Annotated in this window: 13 protein-coding genes; 10 read left to right on the forward strand and 3 right to left on the reverse strand. The window is 63.6% G+C overall.

Going from position 1 to position 15,685, the window contains the following annotated elements; genetic code table 11:
- The first annotated feature begins 91 nt into the window (after nucleotides 1–91).
- Complete coding sequence (locus BCY88_RS08640) at nucleotides 92–1,156, forward strand: helix-turn-helix transcriptional regulator (protein WP_120343853.1); 1,065 nt, start codon at nucleotides 92–94, stop codon at nucleotides 1,154–1,156.
- Between the two features lie 10 nt (nucleotides 1,157–1,166).
- On the opposite strand, the gene BCY88_RS08645 is transcribed toward BCY88_RS08640, so the two are convergent.
- On the reverse strand, nucleotides 1,167–2,345 hold the full coding sequence (locus tag BCY88_RS08645) for an alpha/beta hydrolase (protein ID WP_120343854.1): 1,179 nt from the start codon (nucleotides 2,343–2,345) through the stop codon (nucleotides 1,167–1,169).
- A gap of 329 nt (nucleotides 2,346–2,674) precedes the next feature.
- On the opposite strand from BCY88_RS08645, the gene BCY88_RS08650 reads away from it, so the two are divergent.
- The 9 genes from BCY88_RS08650 to BCY88_RS08690 all read left to right on the forward strand — a co-directional run bounded on the left by BCY88_RS08650 (nucleotide 2,675) and on the right by BCY88_RS08690 (nucleotide 13,817).
- Nucleotides 2,675–4,123 (forward strand): serine hydrolase domain-containing protein, encoded by a 1,449-nt coding sequence (locus BCY88_RS08650; RefSeq protein WP_183081318.1) that lies wholly within the window; start codon nucleotides 2,675–2,677, stop codon nucleotides 4,121–4,123.
- A gap of 174 nt (nucleotides 4,124–4,297) precedes the next feature.
- On the forward strand, nucleotides 4,298–5,545 hold the full coding sequence (locus BCY88_RS08655; RefSeq protein WP_120343856.1) for a metal-dependent hydrolase family protein: 1,248 nt from the start codon (nucleotides 4,298–4,300) through the stop codon (nucleotides 5,543–5,545).
- Between the two features lie 44 nt (nucleotides 5,546–5,589).
- Nucleotides 5,590–7,065 (forward strand): M81 family metallopeptidase, encoded by a 1,476-nt coding sequence (locus tag BCY88_RS08660; protein WP_120343857.1) that lies wholly within the window; start codon nucleotides 5,590–5,592, stop codon nucleotides 7,063–7,065.
- Nucleotides 7,066–7,156: 91 nt separating this feature from the next.
- Complete coding sequence (locus BCY88_RS08665) at nucleotides 7,157–8,506, forward strand: MFS transporter (protein ID WP_120343858.1); 1,350 nt, start codon at nucleotides 7,157–7,159, stop codon at nucleotides 8,504–8,506.
- 378 nt (nucleotides 8,507–8,884) lie between these two features.
- Complete coding sequence (locus tag BCY88_RS08670) at nucleotides 8,885–11,224, forward strand: TonB-dependent receptor (RefSeq protein ID WP_120343859.1); 2,340 nt, start codon at nucleotides 8,885–8,887, stop codon at nucleotides 11,222–11,224.
- A gap of 28 nt (nucleotides 11,225–11,252) precedes the next feature.
- Nucleotides 11,253–11,933 carry an energy transducer TonB gene (locus BCY88_RS08675; RefSeq protein ID WP_183081319.1) on the forward strand — a complete coding sequence of 227 codons (681 nt, stop codon included), beginning with the start codon at nucleotides 11,253–11,255 and terminating at the stop codon, nucleotides 11,931–11,933.
- Nucleotides 11,934–12,001: 68 nt separating this feature from the next.
- Complete coding sequence (locus tag BCY88_RS08680; RefSeq protein ID WP_120343861.1) at nucleotides 12,002–12,931, forward strand: MotA/TolQ/ExbB proton channel family protein; 930 nt, start codon at nucleotides 12,002–12,004, stop codon at nucleotides 12,929–12,931.
- 12 nt (nucleotides 12,932–12,943) lie between these two features.
- Nucleotides 12,944–13,369: an ExbD/TolR family protein gene (locus tag BCY88_RS08685; RefSeq protein ID WP_120343862.1), complete on the forward strand. Its 426-nt coding sequence runs from the start codon at nucleotides 12,944–12,946 to the stop codon at nucleotides 13,367–13,369.
- A gap of 16 nt (nucleotides 13,370–13,385) precedes the next feature.
- Nucleotides 13,386–13,817 (forward strand): ExbD/TolR family protein, encoded by a 432-nt coding sequence (locus BCY88_RS08690; protein ID WP_120343863.1) that lies wholly within the window; start codon nucleotides 13,386–13,388, stop codon nucleotides 13,815–13,817.
- Between the two features lie 170 nt (nucleotides 13,818–13,987).
- Here the strand turns inward: BCY88_RS08690 and BCY88_RS08695 are convergent, their stop codons facing one another.
- Together BCY88_RS08695 and BCY88_RS08700 are read right to left on the reverse strand one after the other, a co-directional pair.
- Nucleotides 13,988–14,578, reverse strand: coding sequence for a TetR/AcrR family transcriptional regulator (locus BCY88_RS08695; RefSeq protein WP_120343864.1), 591 nt, complete (start codon nucleotides 14,576–14,578; stop codon nucleotides 13,988–13,990).
- A 220-nt stretch (nucleotides 14,579–14,798) separates the two neighbouring features.
- Nucleotides 14,799–15,557 (reverse strand): CerR family C-terminal domain-containing protein, encoded by a 759-nt coding sequence (locus BCY88_RS08700; RefSeq protein WP_120343865.1) that lies wholly within the window; start codon nucleotides 15,555–15,557, stop codon nucleotides 14,799–14,801.
- Between the last annotated feature and the right edge of the window lie 128 nt (nucleotides 15,558–15,685).

Raw genomic sequence — 15,685 nt, forward strand, 5'->3', positions numbered from 1 at the left:
TCTTGATATAAAAGGAGGTTTCCTACGACAACGCGAACCTTGAGTCTGCCTCCCTGGACGGGCGGGAGGCCGCTACCGGAGTCCTGCGTCCATGCTGCAGAATCTATATTCGCCGTACCTCGACTACGACACGTTGAGTAACGATCTGATGATTCCGCCCGGTGATGTTTCCGTACCGGATTTTCCGTGCGCAGCGATTCAGCAGATCGGCAGCGGTCATCACTATCGGGTCGAGTACGCGAACGCTTATGCCGATGGGTGGACCGAGTTTCATGCGCAATCGCCGGCCTGCTGGATGGCCTCTGTCGACGTCAACTTTGCACGCGTGGTCCGCAGGCGCACCAGCGGGCGCAATACCTTGCGCATCCGTTTAGGCCGCCGCGGCATGGGGTCTTACACCGTCGCCGGCCGGCAAATGAACCTCGAGGGTCCTTCGCTCACCATGGTGGCCGAGCCTGACGGTATGCCGCCGGGCGAGGTGGTCGAGCAGGGGCGTCACGAGGTGACGAACATCTACGTGCACCTGAATTCCCTGCGCGCGCTCTATGCCGGCGCGGAGGCGCACCTGCCCACTCCCATGCGGCACTTCGTCGAGGGCACGCTGCGCGAAAGTTTTATTCATTCGGCGCCCATTCCGCCGGATCTGCTGGAGTGCCTGAGAGACGTCTCCCATTGCTCGCTCGACGGACGCAGCCGCTCGATTTATCTCCATGCCAGAAGCCTGGAGATCGTTGCTCGCGCAATCGAATCCTTGCATGGTTTCGCCAGTAACGCAGACGACGATTCGCTCCGTGGCGATGTAAGCCGGATGACGCGGCGCGCGGTGTGCAAGGCGCAGGTCATCCTGCAGGAGCACTTCATTTCGCCGCCGCCGCTCGATACGTTGTCGCGCCAGGTCGGCCTGAGCCGCAGCAGCCTGTGTGCCGGATTCCGCGCGCTGCTCGGCAAGAGCGTCTACGAGTACACGCATGAACTGCGCATGCAGCACGCACTGCGCTTGCTGAGCGAGCCGGGTGTGCCGGTCACGGACGTGGCCTACGCGGTCGGCTATAACCACCCCAGCAGCTTTTCCGTGGCGATCCAGAAACGCTTTGGCGTGTCGCCGCGGGCGCTGCGTTCGCGCGGCGCAGCCGGCAAGTTGCCGACGGCCGGCTGAGACCGGTCGTTCAGTTGGCGCGGGCAGCGGTGTGCAGCATGCGGCTCACCACCTGCGCGACGAACTCCGGAGATTCGTAGGGGAAATTATGCCCGGCGCCGGGCGGCGCAAAGACGTGTTCCGAACGGGACGAGGTGGCCAGGTAGCGCCTGCGGACCGCGGTGACCATTTCCATGTATCGTTCGAACCCCGCTTCGTCCAGCCCCGTGCTCCTGCGCAGCTTGAGTGCGGCGGCCTGATCCGCCGGCCGCATTTCGGAGGCGTCCGGCGGTGTGACCACAAAGACCGGCAACGCACCCAGTTCGCCGTCGTGGACCACCGCGTCGAAGCCCGCCCGCGCGCAACCCTCGATGCTCAGTTCAGACAGGATCGAAGCGGAACTGAAACCCGGGCGCGAGCTCAATTCGATTTTCTTGAAACCCATCGAAGTGGCTTCGCCCAGGTGCCGCTTTATCAGATCGAGCGTCTGCCTGACGTCGGACCTGAGGCGCCCGAGTACCTCGAAGGCGTCGGTGTGCAAACCGAACAGGTGCAGCATGCCGTTGAGATTGCCGAGCGTCGTCATGATAGTCGGGCGGATCTGCGGCGGCGCGTAATTGAAGAAGTCGAAATGCGTCGCGTCCAGCAGCACCAGGCCGCACGCCAGTTCGGGACGCCGGCGGGCGATGTTGGCCACCAGCAGGCCGCCGAACGAATGGCCGACGAGGACGTACGGGCCCGTCTCACCCGAGTGCTGCAGCGCCGAAATCACTTCTTCCGCTTCTTGCGCGGTACTGCGCGGAAACGGGCCGGCATCGCTCCAGCCGGTCCCGGCCCGATCGATCAGGATCGAGCGGGTCTGTTCACGCAGCGCCTGGTGCAAGTGGTGCAACGCCAGGCCGCCCGCGTGAGCGCCGGGTATCCAGACGACCGTGGGGAGTGTCGTGGCCTTGCCTTCGGCGAGCACGTGCAGACGGTAGCCGCCAATGTCGATCAGCTTGCCGGGCGGCGGGCAGGCGGCGCGAACCCGGGCCATGTAGGCCAGGTGATAGAGCGAGCCGATCGCCAGCACGATACCCGCGCCCAGCAACCCATAGCCGCAACGCTGCCAGCCGGCATGAAGGCAGGCGCCGCCCGCAAGCCCGATCACGAGCGCAATGGGCAGGCCTGCCCAGTCACGGCTTAGGAACGACGGGATCAATTTCCGCATTTAAACTCCTCTGTTCTATAGGGTGATCCGGGCGATGAAGTGCATGAACGGCTGTAGCAATGAGCCGTCTCATCGACCCGCCATCGGTTTGAGAACATAGCGGTTCCGCTGGCATTGTGCTTTTGCGCGCAGCCGGGAGACTATCGCGGATTTCCGGAGTCAGGCGCTCGGCCTTGCCCGCGAGGGGCAACGGTGGACGCATGCGAAAGCGCTTTGGCCGCAGGCAAAAGGATCGTTTCGCAAACGCCATTACATTGACAGGATGCCGCCGGGACGTACCGCCGGCACCGCGGACGGCGACGTCCTGTCTCTACCCAAGGAAAATGGCTATGCAAATCCTGAAGGACCGGCTTGACGAAATGCTCGAGAAAGCGGTGGAGGGCGCTGCCGTGGCGGGCTATGTCGCCGGAGTTCACCACCAGGGTCAACAGATCGAACTGGCGCGCGGCATTGCGAACCTGAACACCGGCGCGCCGATGACCGTCGATACGCGCTTCCAGATCGGCTCGGTGACCAAGGTGCTGACCACCCATCTGTTGCTGCGCTATGTCGAGGCCGGCAAGATCAGCCTCGATGATCGGGTGGTCGCGCATCTGCCGGAGTTCCGGCTGTGCGAGTCCGGCGCAGCGGAGCGTCTGAGCGTGCGGCAGCTTCTCAATCACACCAATGGCATCGACGCGGATAGCTTCAGCCCGATGGCCGAATACGGGCCCGGCGCGACGAGAGACTATGTGGCGCGTTTGTCCGGCTTCGGAACGCTGTTTGCACCCGGGGATGCGATTCACTACTCGAACGCCGGTTTCGTGGTCGCCGCGCGGCTGATCGAAGTGTTGTCGGGCAAGCATTTCAACAAGGCGCTCGAAGAAGAACTGTTTCAACCCTGCGGGATGCTTCAGTCGTGCACCTCGGTCGAGCAGGCGGTTCTGCATCATCACGCGGTGGGCGCGTTTGCTCATGCCGCGAGCGGCAAGCTGCAAACCAGCCATTCGTTCATGCTGCCGGCTTCGCTGGCCGGAGCCGGTTCCACGCCGATTTCCACCGTTAAGGACTTGCTCGCGTACGGACGCGCGCATCTTGCCGGCGGCCGCTCGATCGGGGGCCAACGGGTCTTGTCGTCCGAGCTGATCGCCGCCATGCAGACGGTGACCTTCGACATGAAGACGCCGAACGTTCCGCCGATCGGCCTGGGCTGGTGGAAGGTGCCGGTCAGCGGCGTGACCGTGTTCTGGCACGGCGGCACGACGCTCGGCACGACCAGCAGCTTCGCGGTTTGCCCGGAGCTCGATCTGGTTGTGGTGAGCGCAGGCACGGGGCCGGGCGCGAATGCCTTGCACGATCGGGTATTGCTGACGGTTCTGGCGCATCTGGGCCACGAGGCCGTCAGCCCGTTTGTCCGCACGCCCTTGAGCGATCTCCCGTCCCGCTACGCAGGCACCTATCGCCACTTCCCCCTGTGCCTGCAGGTCGACGCGCAGGACGACCGGCTCTCGGCGCGAGCCTTCTGGGCGCACATGGACGAGGAGTTTCATCGGACCATGGTCTGGCCGAGCACCGGGGAAGCGTTCGACAAGACCGACACCCGGTTCGCTTTCGACGGCGGTTCGACGTTCGTCCTCGATCTGGTCCCTGTCGCCGATGGCCTGTTCGCGCCGGCCGGCGCGAATGACGCGCAGTTATGCGGTATCAGCGGCCGGCTGGGGCTGATTTCCTTTTGCGGGAACGGCAGCCGTCCTCATGCCGTGCAGACGCGGTTGCGCTATATGCGCGGTTCGGCTTGACGCGACGGGCAATGCCTCGCTGCCTGGTGCCTGCGGGCAGTCCGCCGGGTAAGCGGTGGACATAAGCGGCCAACATAAGCGGCCAACATAAGCGGCCAACATAAGCGGCCAACATAAGCGGGCGAGCCCGGCGGCCAGGCTAACCGTCAGGCGACTTCAAACCATCTATCTTCTATGGCAAAAACACTATTTCGTCATGCTAACGTATTCGACGGTTGGTCGAGCACGTTGCTCAATGATTGCGACGTGCTGGTCGTCGACGATTCGATTCAGGAAGTCTCGGCGTCTCCGTTGACTGTCTCAGGCGACACCGACGTGATCGATTGCACCGGCCGGGTGCTGATGCCGGGTTTGATCGATGCGCATGTTCATGTCTATGGCGCGGGTCTCGACATCGCCAGATTGGTCAAGCGGCCGGGCACCTACCTGGCGCACCATGCGGCGAATTTCCTGCGCGGCTGTCTGGACCGTGGCTTCACCACGCTGCGCGACGTGGGCGGTGGCGACGTCGGGCTCGCCACGGCCTTGCAGGAAGGGCTGCTGAAAGGGCCTCGGCTGTTTTACGGCGGGCGCGTGATCAGTCAAACCGGCGGTCACGGCGACATGCGGCCGGGCGATCACGATCTGAATGCGGCCGACGCCATGTGCGGCTGCGCGTGCCACATGGACGCGCTCGCGGTGATTGTCGACGGCGTCGACGCGATGCGCAAGGCGGTTCGCGAAGAGCTCAGGCGCGGCGCTTCGCACATCAAGATCATGGCCTCCGGTGGTGTGGTGTCTCCCACCGATCCGCTCGAGTATTGCCAGTACGCGGATGACGAAGTCCGCGCCGCGGTGGACGAGGCTGTTCGCGTGGGCAAATACGTCGCTGCGCATTGTCACCCGACGGCTGCGATTCGCCGTTGCGTCGAACTCGGCGTGCGCTCGATCGAGCACGCCACGATGATCGACGAGGCAACCGCCGCACTCGTGGCCGAGCGCGGCGCATTCGTGGTGCCGACCATGGCGGTCCAGTACGCATTGCACGAGCGGGGCAAGCGGCTGGGTTTTCCCGAGGCTAATTTCGCCAAGCTGGAGCGGGTTATCGCGGCGGCGATGACGGGGCTGCAGATCATGCATCGGGCGGGCGTCAAGATGGGCTTCGGCACCGATCTGATGGGCAGCATGAACGAGCTCCAATCGAGCGAGTTCGCGCTGCGCGCCCAGGTGCTGCCGGCGCTCGAGATTCTCCGTTCGGCCTGCGCCGTGAACGCGCAGTTGCTCAACCAGGAGGGCCGCCTCGGCTGCATCCGCGCCGGCGCCCACGCCGACCTGCTGGTGGTGGACGGCAATCCATTGGCGGATATCTCCGTGCTGGCCCAGGGCGGTGAGCGCCTGCCGGTCATCATGCACGCGGGACGTTTTCATAAGCGCGCGCTGTAGCCGCACGCTATCCACATTCGACTTTTAAACGATCAGGAACGACCATGCGTATCTTTGTTGCGGCGCTCGTGCACGAGACCAACAGCTTCTCGCCGATCCCGACCAGCCGGTATTCGTTCGAGGGGAGTTCGTTGTACCGTCCGGCGAACGGCATACCCGACGAGAAGGCCAAAGACCTTCTCGCCTATGGCACTTTCGTGCGCGAAGCACAAGCGCGCGGTCACGAAGTCAGCGCGTCGCTTTTTGCGTTCGCCGAACCTGGTGCGCCGTGCTCACAGGCCGGCTACGAGAGCTTGCGCGACGAAATTCTCGCCGGCCTGTCAGCGGCGCAGCCCGTTGACATAGTGCTCTATCTGCTGCATGGCGCGCAGATTGCTCAGGGGTACGACGATTGCGAAGGCGATCTGCTGGCGAAGACCCGCGCGATCGTCGGCCCTGAGGTGGTGATCGGCGTCGAACTCGATTTGCATGCCAACGTCACCTCGGCGATGACGGAGAACTGCGACATCCTGCTGGCCTGCCGGCACTATCCCCATGTCGATTTCGAAGAACGCGCGGTCGACCTGATCAACCTTGCCGAGCGCGCGGTGCGCAAGGAAATCAGACCGGTGATGCATTTCGAGCGCATCCCGATGCTCGGCATGTTCTATACGACAGAGCCCCGCATGGCCGAGGTCAACCAGGACGCCATGGACCGCGAGGGGCGCGATGGCATCCTGACGGTGTCGCTGATTCATGGTTTTCCATGGTCCGATATTGCCGATACCTGCGCCGGCGTGCTGATCGTGAGCGACGGCGCGCCCGAAGCGGCGCGCTTGCATGCGCGGGAACTGGCCCAGCGCTTTGCCGCCGTGCGCGACGAGACGTTTGCGCTGCGGCAGCCGCTGAACAGCATTCTCGACCAGATCGAGGCTGCACCGCAGGAAACAGCCGGACGCCCTGTTGTGATCGCCGACGTGGCCGACAATCCCGGTGGCGGCGCAGGCTCGGATTCGACGTTTATCCTTGAAGGCCTGCTTGAACGGGGCTTGCGCAACGTCGCCCTCGGCATGATCTGGGATCCGATCGCCGCGACCTTTGCCCGCGATGCGGGCGTTGGCGCGACGGTGAGCCTGCGGCTGGGCGGCAAGACCAGTCCGCGCGCGGGGCAGCCGCTCGATGTCGTGGCAAAAGTCGTAGCCGTGGCCGATGGTTTGTCGCAGCATGCCGACCAGATCAAATTCCCCGGGGCGACGCTCGGGCTCACGGTATTGCTGGATATCGACGGCATTCTGGTGGTGGTGAATTCGACCCGGCAGCAGACCTACAGCACGAGTTGCTTCACCGATCTCGGCGTTGACCTGAAGCAGTGCGACATCGTGGTGGTGAAGTCGAGCCAGCATTTCCTCGCACTATTCGGACCGTTGGCCCGGGCGGTGTACTACTGCGAAACGCCGGGTTCGTTGAACCTCGATTTCAAACCACAGGACTACGCAAAGTTGACGCGGCCAATGTGGCCGTTCGACGAGACCGCCCTGTAGCAGCGTCCAGCCGTGTCTAGCCGCGCAGCGGGATTCCGATCCACCTGGCGGCAATCCGCTTCGAGGACGATCCAGCATAAGTGAGCCGAGCATGAAAAATCGTCAGGGGACGAATCGCCCAGCCGGGACCGGCGCAGCCGTCCAGCCGCCATCCATGTCGCGGGCGTGGTTTGCGCTGGTTATTCTCGCGCTGATTGCCATCCTCGGCATTACCGACCGGCAAATGCTGACGCTGGCTGTCGAGCCCTTGAAGCGGGACTTCCAGTTAAGCGACACCGGGCTCGGCGTGATCGTGGGATTCGGTCCGATTCTTTTCAGCGCGGTGGCGTCACCTCTGCTCGGATGGCTGGCGGACCGCTTCGACCGCCGCTGGCTGCTGGTGATATGCATCCTGGTGTGGAGCGGCGGCACGGCGATGTGCGGTCTGGTCACGCAAGGCTGGATGCTGTTTCTCTGCACGCTGACACTTGCAGTAGGCGAAGCCGGATTGGGCCCGGTCGTCTATAGCCTGCTTCCGGATCTGTTTCCGCCGCGGCTTCGCACGGCGGCGAACACGATCTTTTTTGCGGTTGCGCTGTTCGGTGCGGGGCTCGGCATTGCCGGCGCCGGCGCCATCTTCAGTCTGGCTGCGCCGCTCGCGCACACGTTGTCGATTGAGCCATGGCGGCTGGCGTTTTTTATTGTCGCGGTTCCTGGCCCCGTCATCGCCGGACTGTTCGCGCTGGTTGGCCATCCGCCTCGCGGCGGCGCCACGGCGCAGGCCGCGCAGGCGCCGCCGGAAACGCTGGCCCAGTTCTGGCGGCGTTCCGGGACCATGCTGACCTGCCTGCTGGTGGGCTACGCTTTGTCGGCTTTCTACGTGGGCGGGATTCTCGGCTGGGCGCCGGTTTCGCTGATTCGCGATTTCCACGTGGATCTGGCGAAGTCCGGGCTCTATAGCGGCATTGCGGTCGGCGGCGGCTCGGCGATCGGCCTATTGGCGAGTGCGCTTGGCGCGCGGTTCCTGCGGGCGCGATATGGGCAGATGCTGCCCGTGGTGATCGGGCGCTGGATGGCGCTGCTCGCGGCGATACTGCTTCTGTGCCTGTCGCTTGTCACGACGTCGGCGATGTTGCTGGCCGGCATGATCGGCATCATCGCGGCGTATATCGCCGGGGCCGCGCTAACGCCTACGCTGCTGCAGGATATCGCTCCGCCGCATTTGCGCGGGCGAGTCATCGGGACCTCATCCCTGATCACGTATTTCTTCCAGGCGGTGTCCGTTCCCGCGGTGGGTGCGATTTCCGACGCGCTGCATGGGTCGGCCTACGCCCTGATCAAGGGGATTGCCTGGCTCGGCATTCCCGCCGCGTTGGCCAGCGTGATTCTGCTTAGCCTCGTTTTGCGCGCCTTCCGGACCCGGCCCGAGCTGGGTTGCGAAACACGCGCGCAGGCGCTTTAGCGCGCCATCCCGGCGGCGATCTGCACGCCGCTGTCTGCTGCGCTTTTGCCGGAGATTGCGCTCCGGTATTTGCGCTTTCTCCGGCAATGCGATGCGTTTGTCTGTCGCGATCCCCTTGTAAATACACGTCAAACGAGGCCCGCGGCCTGAGCCGCGGCGTGCCTGCGCACCGTTTGCCAGGGCCGCAAAAGATCCAGAGACGGTGGCCAATGTTTTTCGGCGATCCGCAAAAGCGCCGCGCAATTTGGATGCTTACCTTGGTGTCAGTTGAGCGGGCGCTTGCGAAGGAGCAGTTGGTCGGCAGTCCGGCTATCGCGTCGTCCGGGAGATGAATAAGCACATTCACATTTTTCGACCGGAAGGGAAGGGGACATACAGATGGGAAGCAAGAGGGGCCGTGCCATACCGGGACCGATTTTTCTTGGACGCACGCTGGTTGCCGTCTCGGTCATGAAATTGTTCCTCACGACAGCGGAGGTGGCGGCGCAGACGGCGCCTTCCGCGCCAGGAACCGACACACAGACCGTATCGCCCGCGGCGAGCGCCGCGCAAGCACCAGCCGCGGCGAGTTCACCCGCCGCGGCTGCGGGCAAGGGTAACGGGTCCAACGCCGTCACGCTCAATTCGGTTGAGGTGACCGCTAACCGGCGTCGTGAACCGGCACGCGAGGTGCCGATGAAAGTCGACACCTTGTCCAGCGAGAGTCTGCAGAAGTCAGGGGCCACCAATCTGAGCGACTACCTGTCCTCAGAGCCCGGCGTCGGTTTCAACAGCGGCGGCGGACCGGGTCAGGGCACGATCTCGATGCGCGGCGTGACGGCGGGCACCGATGTCGGGCCGACCGTGGGCGTGTATGTGGACGACACGCCTTTGGGTTCGAACACGGTGTCGGGTGGCGGCGCGGCACTCGCGTTCGACATGGGGCTGCTCGATCTGAATCACATCGAGATCCTGTTCGGGCCACAAGGCACCTTGTACGGCGCGGGCGCGATGGGTGGGCTGCTGAAATACGTCACCAATCAGCCCGATACGGAGAACTTCTCCGGACAGGTGGGAACGACTTTCTCGTCGACGTGGCACGGCGGGCTCAACAACACGACCAATGCGGTACTGAATCTGCCGCTGAAGTCCGATGTGGCCGCGGTACGGATATCCGCGTTCAATACCCACAGCGCGGGCTTTATCGATGCGGTGGGCGCGGATGCGGGAAGCCGCATCAACGAAAACGATACGACCGGCATGCGCGCGTCGGTACTCCTGACGCCCACTCGCAAGCTCACATTCCGCTTTACCGCTACCGTGCAGAACATCAATAGCGACGGCCAGAATTTTGTGGACTACGGAATGAATGGGCAGCCGGTGTTTGGCGCGCTGACAAAGAACCTCGATTCGCCCGAGCCGTATCACCAAAGCAATCAGTTCTATACCGCCAACGCCGAATACGATTTTGGATGGGCGCGCTTTAACTCGATCTCGGCGTACCAGTCGCTCCGGACTGCCTCCACGCTCGATTTCACGCCGTTCTACGGTCCCATTCTCGCGGCCGACGGGTTCAATGTCAGCGCGGTATCGGCTTCCTCCAACGTCGGCACCAACAAGGTGACCCAGGAGTTCCGGTTGACCTCGCCGGGCAACCAGACGCTGGAATGGGTTGCAGGCCTGTATTACGACCATGAACACAGCGACACCATGCAGGTGTACCGGGCAACGGGCGTTGGCGGCGCACCGTCCTACGAGATGGAGACGGCCGGTTATGCGGGAAGCTACGAGGAGGTAGCCGCATACGGAGACCTGACCTACAACCTGAACTCGCGCATTGCGTTGACCGCGGGGATGCGGATTGCTCACAACAGCCAGGACTTTCGTCAGGACACGGGTGGCTTGCTGGTGCCGGTTCCTTTCTCCGCGCCGGGATCGTCGGCCGACACGAGCAAGACGTACATGTTCACGGCCAGCTACAAGCTGACGCCAAAGAGCAATGTGTATGCGCGCATTGCGAGCGGCTATCGGCCCGGCGGCCCCAACAGCATGGCGGTCAGTGCGGTGACAGGGCAGCTGATCGCAGGCAATCCGACCTACCAGCCCGATACCTTGTGGAACTACGAAATCGGCTATAAGGCCGATCTGCTGGACAACCGCCTGTCGGTGGCGCTTTCCGCGTACGACATCGAATGGCGCAACATTCAGCAGTACGGCGCAGTCGACGGCATCGCCCAACTCATCAACGCGGGCGACGCCCGCATCAAGGGCATGGAGCTGTCAGGCGCATTTCGTCCGACACCGGCCTGGTCGTTCACGGCGTCACTGTCCGCGATCGACGCCTATCTGACCGAAGGCACCCCGAGCGTCGGTTCGAAGGCCGGCGATCTGTTGCCGAACACGGCGAAGTTTTCCGCGGCGCTGGCCGCGACCCGGCGCTTCCAGATCGGCCCTTATCCGGCCTCCGCAACGGTGAGCGAACGCTTCGTGGGCGAACGCCATTCGAGCTTCGCCGGCGCGACAGGCGCACCGGACTTCATTCTGCCGGCCTATGCCGTGACGGATTTGCAGTTCGGCGTGGACCTGAAGTACGCGAGCCTGTCGCTGTTCGTCAGGAACCTGTTCAATCGCGATGGTCTGCTGTCCGCCAATACGGCGTACGTACCGTTGGGCGGAACCGTCTGGGCATCCGTCATCCAGCCGCGCACGATCGGTGTGCAACTGAGCGCGCCGTTCTAACGCCTGAGCCGATTCGAGGGGAATACGTATGCCTGGCCATCTGGCATCGCAACGAAGAATGGCGGGACAGCCGCGCCAGTTTGGGCAGCCGCAGGGCAGCCCCGTGCGCCGCTTTGGCGGTATCGCGGTCGTGCTGCTGTTGCACGTGGTGTTGATCTACGCGCTGCTCAACGGTCTTGCCACCCGGGTGGTGGAGGTCATTCAGCATCCGATCGAGGCCCGGATCATCGTCCCGGTGAAACCGCCGCCACCGCCCCCGCCGCTGCCGGTCGTCAAGTTGACGCCGCCGAAGGTTGCACCGCCGCCGCGGCCGTTCGTGCCGCCACCGGAAGTGCCGGTGCAGGCGGCGCCGCAGCAAACCATCGCGCACCAGCCGGCGCCGGTGGTGTCGGCGCCTGTCGTGCAGGCGCCGCCCGCTCCGGTGGCGGTGAAGGCGCCAAGCCATGAGGTGGGGGTGGTGTGCCCGAACTCCGATCAGGTGCGCGCTTCACTGCGCTATCCACGCGAGGCGCTGGAAAACAACATCACCGGCAACGTCCTGATCGAGTTCGTTGTCGATGCGCAAGGCCACATTTCGGATGAGCGGGTCGTGCAGTCGGCCGACCCCATTCTGGATCGCGCCGCGCTTAACGCGGTCAGGCGGTTTAGTTGCATTTCGCAGGAGCAGGCTGTTCGTGTGCAGGTTCCGTTCTCGTTCAATCTGAATTGACCGGGCCGTCAGACGGAAGCCGCAGTCGTGGATTTGAGCAGGGACTTTGATCGTTCAATGGAGTAGACATGAAGAAGCGTTCTATTGCCGCACTCGCGGCCAGCATGATGATGACCGCCGCCGCGGTGAGCACGCTCGGCGTTCCGCTCGCCGCGCATGCGCAGGCCAGCGCCGCCGTGGCGAGCGCGGCATTATCGGCGTCGGGGGCGGCGTCGGCTGCGGCTAAGGCCACGCCGCAAACGGCGGCGCCGGCCGTCGATCATCCGGTTCCGCCGCCGGCGCCGGCCACCTCGGCCACCGTTGCTAATCCATACGGTCTGGGCGCGCTGTGGGCGGGTGGCGATTTCGTTGCGCGCTTCGTGCTGATTCTGCTGGTGGTGATGTCGATGGGCAGCTGGTACATCATGGTCACCAAGTTCTTCGAGCAATTGCGCGCCAACCGCCGCGCGAAACGCGCCGACGAGCAGTTGTGGAGCGCGCCGTCGCTTGTGGAGGGCACACAGCAACTGGAGGCAACGTCGCCGTTCCGCTTCATTGCCGAAACGGCGATCGAGGCGGGCGAGCACCACGACGAAGCGCTGCTCGAAGCGGTCGACCGCAATACGTGGATCGACGTGTCGGTCGAGCGCGCGATCACCAGCGTGTCGAACCGCTTGCAGGACGGCCTTGCGTTCCTGGGAACCGTTGGCTCGACCGCACCGTTCGTCGGCCTGTTCGGCACGGTATGGGGCATCTATCACGCGCTGACGGCAATCGGCGTGGCCGGCCAGGCGTCCATCGACAAGGTGGCCGGGCCGGTGGGCGAGGCGCTGATCATGACGGCCATCGGCCTCGCGGTCGCGGTCCCGGCCGTGCTCGGCTACAACTTCCTCGTGCGTCGCAACAAGGCGGTGATGGAGCGTGTCCGGGCCTTTGGCGCGCAGTTGCATGTGGTGGTGCTGGCCGGCGGCAAGCGGCCGGCGCGCAACGGTGTGCGCGTTGCATCACTGGTCGACTGAGCGGAGCGGGCAATGGCGATGAACGTGAGGCAAGGCGAAGATGACGACGAAGTCATCTCCAGTATCAATACCACGCCGCTCGTCGACGTGATGCTGGTGTTGCTGATCATCTTTCTGATCACCATTCCGGTGGTGACGCACACCGTGCCGCTGGATTTGCCGAAGGAAACGGTGCAGCCCTTGCAGGCCCAGCCGAAGAGCATCGAGATCGCGGTCAATCGTAACGGCGACTTCTTCTGGGACGAGAGTCTGGTAGACGGACCGGCGCTGCTGGCGCGTTTGAAGGCCGCGTCGGTCCAGACGCCGCAACCGGAAGTGCATGTGCGCGGCGATCAGAGCACGCGTTACGAGTTCATCGGGCGTGTGATCGCTGCCTGCGAGCGGGCCGGTATCGACAAGGTTTCATTCATCACTGAGCCGCCGGCGCGCGGCGGCTAGCCGGGAGGAGCAGATCATGGGAATGAACGTATCGTCGGGCGGTGCCGGCGGCGAGCCGGATGTGATGGTCGACATCAATACCACGCCGTTGATCGACGTGATGCTGGTGTTGCTGATCATGCTGATTATTACTATTCCGATCCAGATGCACTCGGTCAAAATGAACCTGCCGGTCGGCAATCCGCCACCGCAGATCACGCAGCCGGAAGTGGTGCAGATCGATATCGGCGCCGATGGCGTGACGACATGGAACGGCGCGGCCGTGCCGGACAAAGCCGCGCTCGAAGCCAGGCTCGCTCAGGTGGCGGCCGAGCCGCTCCAGGCCGAAATCCATCTGCGCCCGGACCGGCGCACGCCATACCGGGACGTTGCCGCCGTGATGGCTTCGGCGCAGCGGGTGGGCGCAACGAAGATCGGGCTGATCGGCAACGAGCAGTACATGCAGTAGATATGCGGTAGAGAGCCGGTCTGCGGCTTGCTGATGCCGCGTGTCGTCGCAGCGAACTCGCTGGGGCGTTCGGCACTCGCACGATAGAACGATCGTTTGCGCTCACAAAAGCGGGAAGCCGGCAGGCAGGAGTCCGATTGGATTGGCCGGCATCCGCCGCGCGCAAACGTCTATGCCGCGGTTTGTTCAGAATCGGAAGGACGCTCGGACGTCCATCTATCTTCATCCAGCAACAGCTTGAAGAGCCGATCCCGTTGCCGGTCTGAAATGGGCGAAAGGCCGAGAAGGGTGGTGTACGCCAAACCTCGCGCGGCAATCAGGCGTAAGAGCGCCATGTCCGGATCGTCGGCCTCGCTGCGTATCTTGCGTGTCTGCGCCGCGTCTTCGTCGCGGATTTCGCTGAGCAGCGTCGGGTCTTCCACGAGAGTGGCCAGAATCGCTCTGGCCACGGAGTGCGGCTGATTGATCGATTCCCGAACCACCGCGATCTGACACGAAAGCGTGGGTTCACGCAGAGAATCGCCCTTGGTCGCCAGGAAATTGTTCGCGAACGACCTGTAGTGATCTTGCTGATAGGCGAGCAGCGCCTTGAGGATATCGGCCTTCGTGCGGAATTGATGGAGTAGCCCGCCTTTGCTGATCCCGCTTTCGCGAGACAGCGCGTCGAAGGTAAGCCCACCTGGACCATCTCTCGTCAGGATTACGAATGCCGCCTTGATAGCGGTGTTTCGGGATCGCTCCGAACGGGTAGGATTGTCCATGTCTTCCTGTGAGATGTGAGGGCCATCGTCCGAACCGTGCTTCGGACAACATCCGTGCGAGAAGCCGCCAGATTGGCAAAGCAGGTGCCGCCCATGCGTGGCCTGCCATTCTAACAAGGGTTCGCCGGCCTTCACCTTTGGGCCAACCCCGGCTGGTCGATGGGCCGCTGCCCTTTGGTGTCGCGATGGACTCCGGTGACGTTGCGCAGCCGTGACGGGATTACGACTGCTTGCGTGGCTTTCCTTTAGCCGTGGTTGGCGTGGCGGCCTGCCCCTCGTCACGTTCGCGGCTCCATTGCTCGAGCAGTATCCGCGTCTGGTCGCTTATGGTCGACTTGAGCTGTTCGATCTTCTCTGCATCGATGCTTTTCCAGCCGAGCATCGACAGCGTGGAGCTTTGGGCGACGTGAAAAATCACCATTTGCCCATGCAGGCTGAAGTTGCGGATCAGCGTGACCGGATCGTCGGCGGCCCGCCCGGAAATTCGCGCCACGAGCGCTGCGGTTGCATTGGAGAGCGGATGGCGGATTCGCTTGGCCAGAATCTGTGTCGCACTTTCGGGTTCCTGGCCGGCCTGCTCGCGGGCGAAGAAAAGCCGCCGGCCGCGATTATTCCCCTTCGCGAAGACGCCGTCCGCCACGGTGCCCTGAATGCGGATGTAGGCATCGATCAGCGCCGCGGTGCCGGCGTTTTCACGTAACGCTTCCTGCGCATCCGCGATGGCCGGCCCGAAGGTCTTCCATGCGTCGTCGGCGAGCGCTTCGACACACGCGCGATACACCCCTTCCTTATTCTCGAAGTAATACTGCAGCGCGGGCGCGTTGACGCCCGCGTGGGCTGCGATATCGCGCGTCGACGCGCCATCGAAGCCGTGTTCGCCAAACAGTTCGATCGCCGCCTCGATGATCCGCTGACGCGTCTCGTCGCCGCGCGCATAGCCGCCTTCCGGCGAACGGCGCAGCTTCTTTGCGGTGTTCATGCATTGCTCTCCGCGTTTCTTTCCATTGCGCCCCGCAGGACGTTCCCTTGGGGGACACCCGAAGCAAATCCTGTGGGGAGATGTCTTCCGAAATATATCACTTGACACAATTGTACCGAGTGGAATAA

The organism is Paraburkholderia fungorum (assembly GCF_003610895.1).
Classification (GTDB): domain Bacteria; phylum Pseudomonadota; class Gammaproteobacteria; order Burkholderiales; family Burkholderiaceae; genus Paraburkholderia; species Paraburkholderia fungorum_B.

What these genes read in the sequence shown, in the direction of transcription:
- BCY88_RS08640 (WP_120343853.1), top strand. Translation starts at nt 92, where the DNA reads ATGCTGCAGAATCTATATTCGCCGTACCTCGACTACGACACGTTGAGT.
- BCY88_RS08645 (WP_120343854.1), bottom strand. Translation starts at nt 2,345, where the DNA reads ATGCGGAAATTGATCCCGTCGTTCCTAAGCCGTGACTGGGCAGGCCTG.
- BCY88_RS08650 (WP_183081318.1), top strand. Translation starts at nt 2,675, where the DNA reads ATGCAAATCCTGAAGGACCGGCTTGACGAAATGCTCGAGAAAGCGGTG.
- BCY88_RS08655 (WP_120343856.1), top strand. Translation starts at nt 4,298, where the DNA reads ATGGCAAAAACACTATTTCGTCATGCTAACGTATTCGACGGTTGGTCG.
- BCY88_RS08660 (WP_120343857.1), top strand. Translation starts at nt 5,590, where the DNA reads ATGCGTATCTTTGTTGCGGCGCTCGTGCACGAGACCAACAGCTTCTCG.
- BCY88_RS08665 (WP_120343858.1), top strand. Translation starts at nt 7,157, where the DNA reads ATGAAAAATCGTCAGGGGACGAATCGCCCAGCCGGGACCGGCGCAGCC.
- BCY88_RS08670 (WP_120343859.1), top strand. Translation starts at nt 8,885, where the DNA reads ATGGGAAGCAAGAGGGGCCGTGCCATACCGGGACCGATTTTTCTTGGA.
- BCY88_RS08675 (WP_183081319.1), top strand. Translation starts at nt 11,253, where the DNA reads ATGCCTGGCCATCTGGCATCGCAACGAAGAATGGCGGGACAGCCGCGC.
- BCY88_RS08680 (WP_120343861.1), top strand. Translation starts at nt 12,002, where the DNA reads ATGAAGAAGCGTTCTATTGCCGCACTCGCGGCCAGCATGATGATGACC.
- BCY88_RS08685 (WP_120343862.1), top strand. Translation starts at nt 12,944, where the DNA reads ATGGCGATGAACGTGAGGCAAGGCGAAGATGACGACGAAGTCATCTCC.
- BCY88_RS08690 (WP_120343863.1), top strand. Translation starts at nt 13,386, where the DNA reads ATGGGAATGAACGTATCGTCGGGCGGTGCCGGCGGCGAGCCGGATGTG.
- BCY88_RS08695 (WP_120343864.1), bottom strand. Translation starts at nt 14,578, where the DNA reads ATGGACAATCCTACCCGTTCGGAGCGATCCCGAAACACCGCTATCAAG.
- BCY88_RS08700 (WP_120343865.1), bottom strand. Translation starts at nt 15,557, where the DNA reads ATGAACACCGCAAAGAAGCTGCGCCGTTCGCCGGAAGGCGGCTATGCG.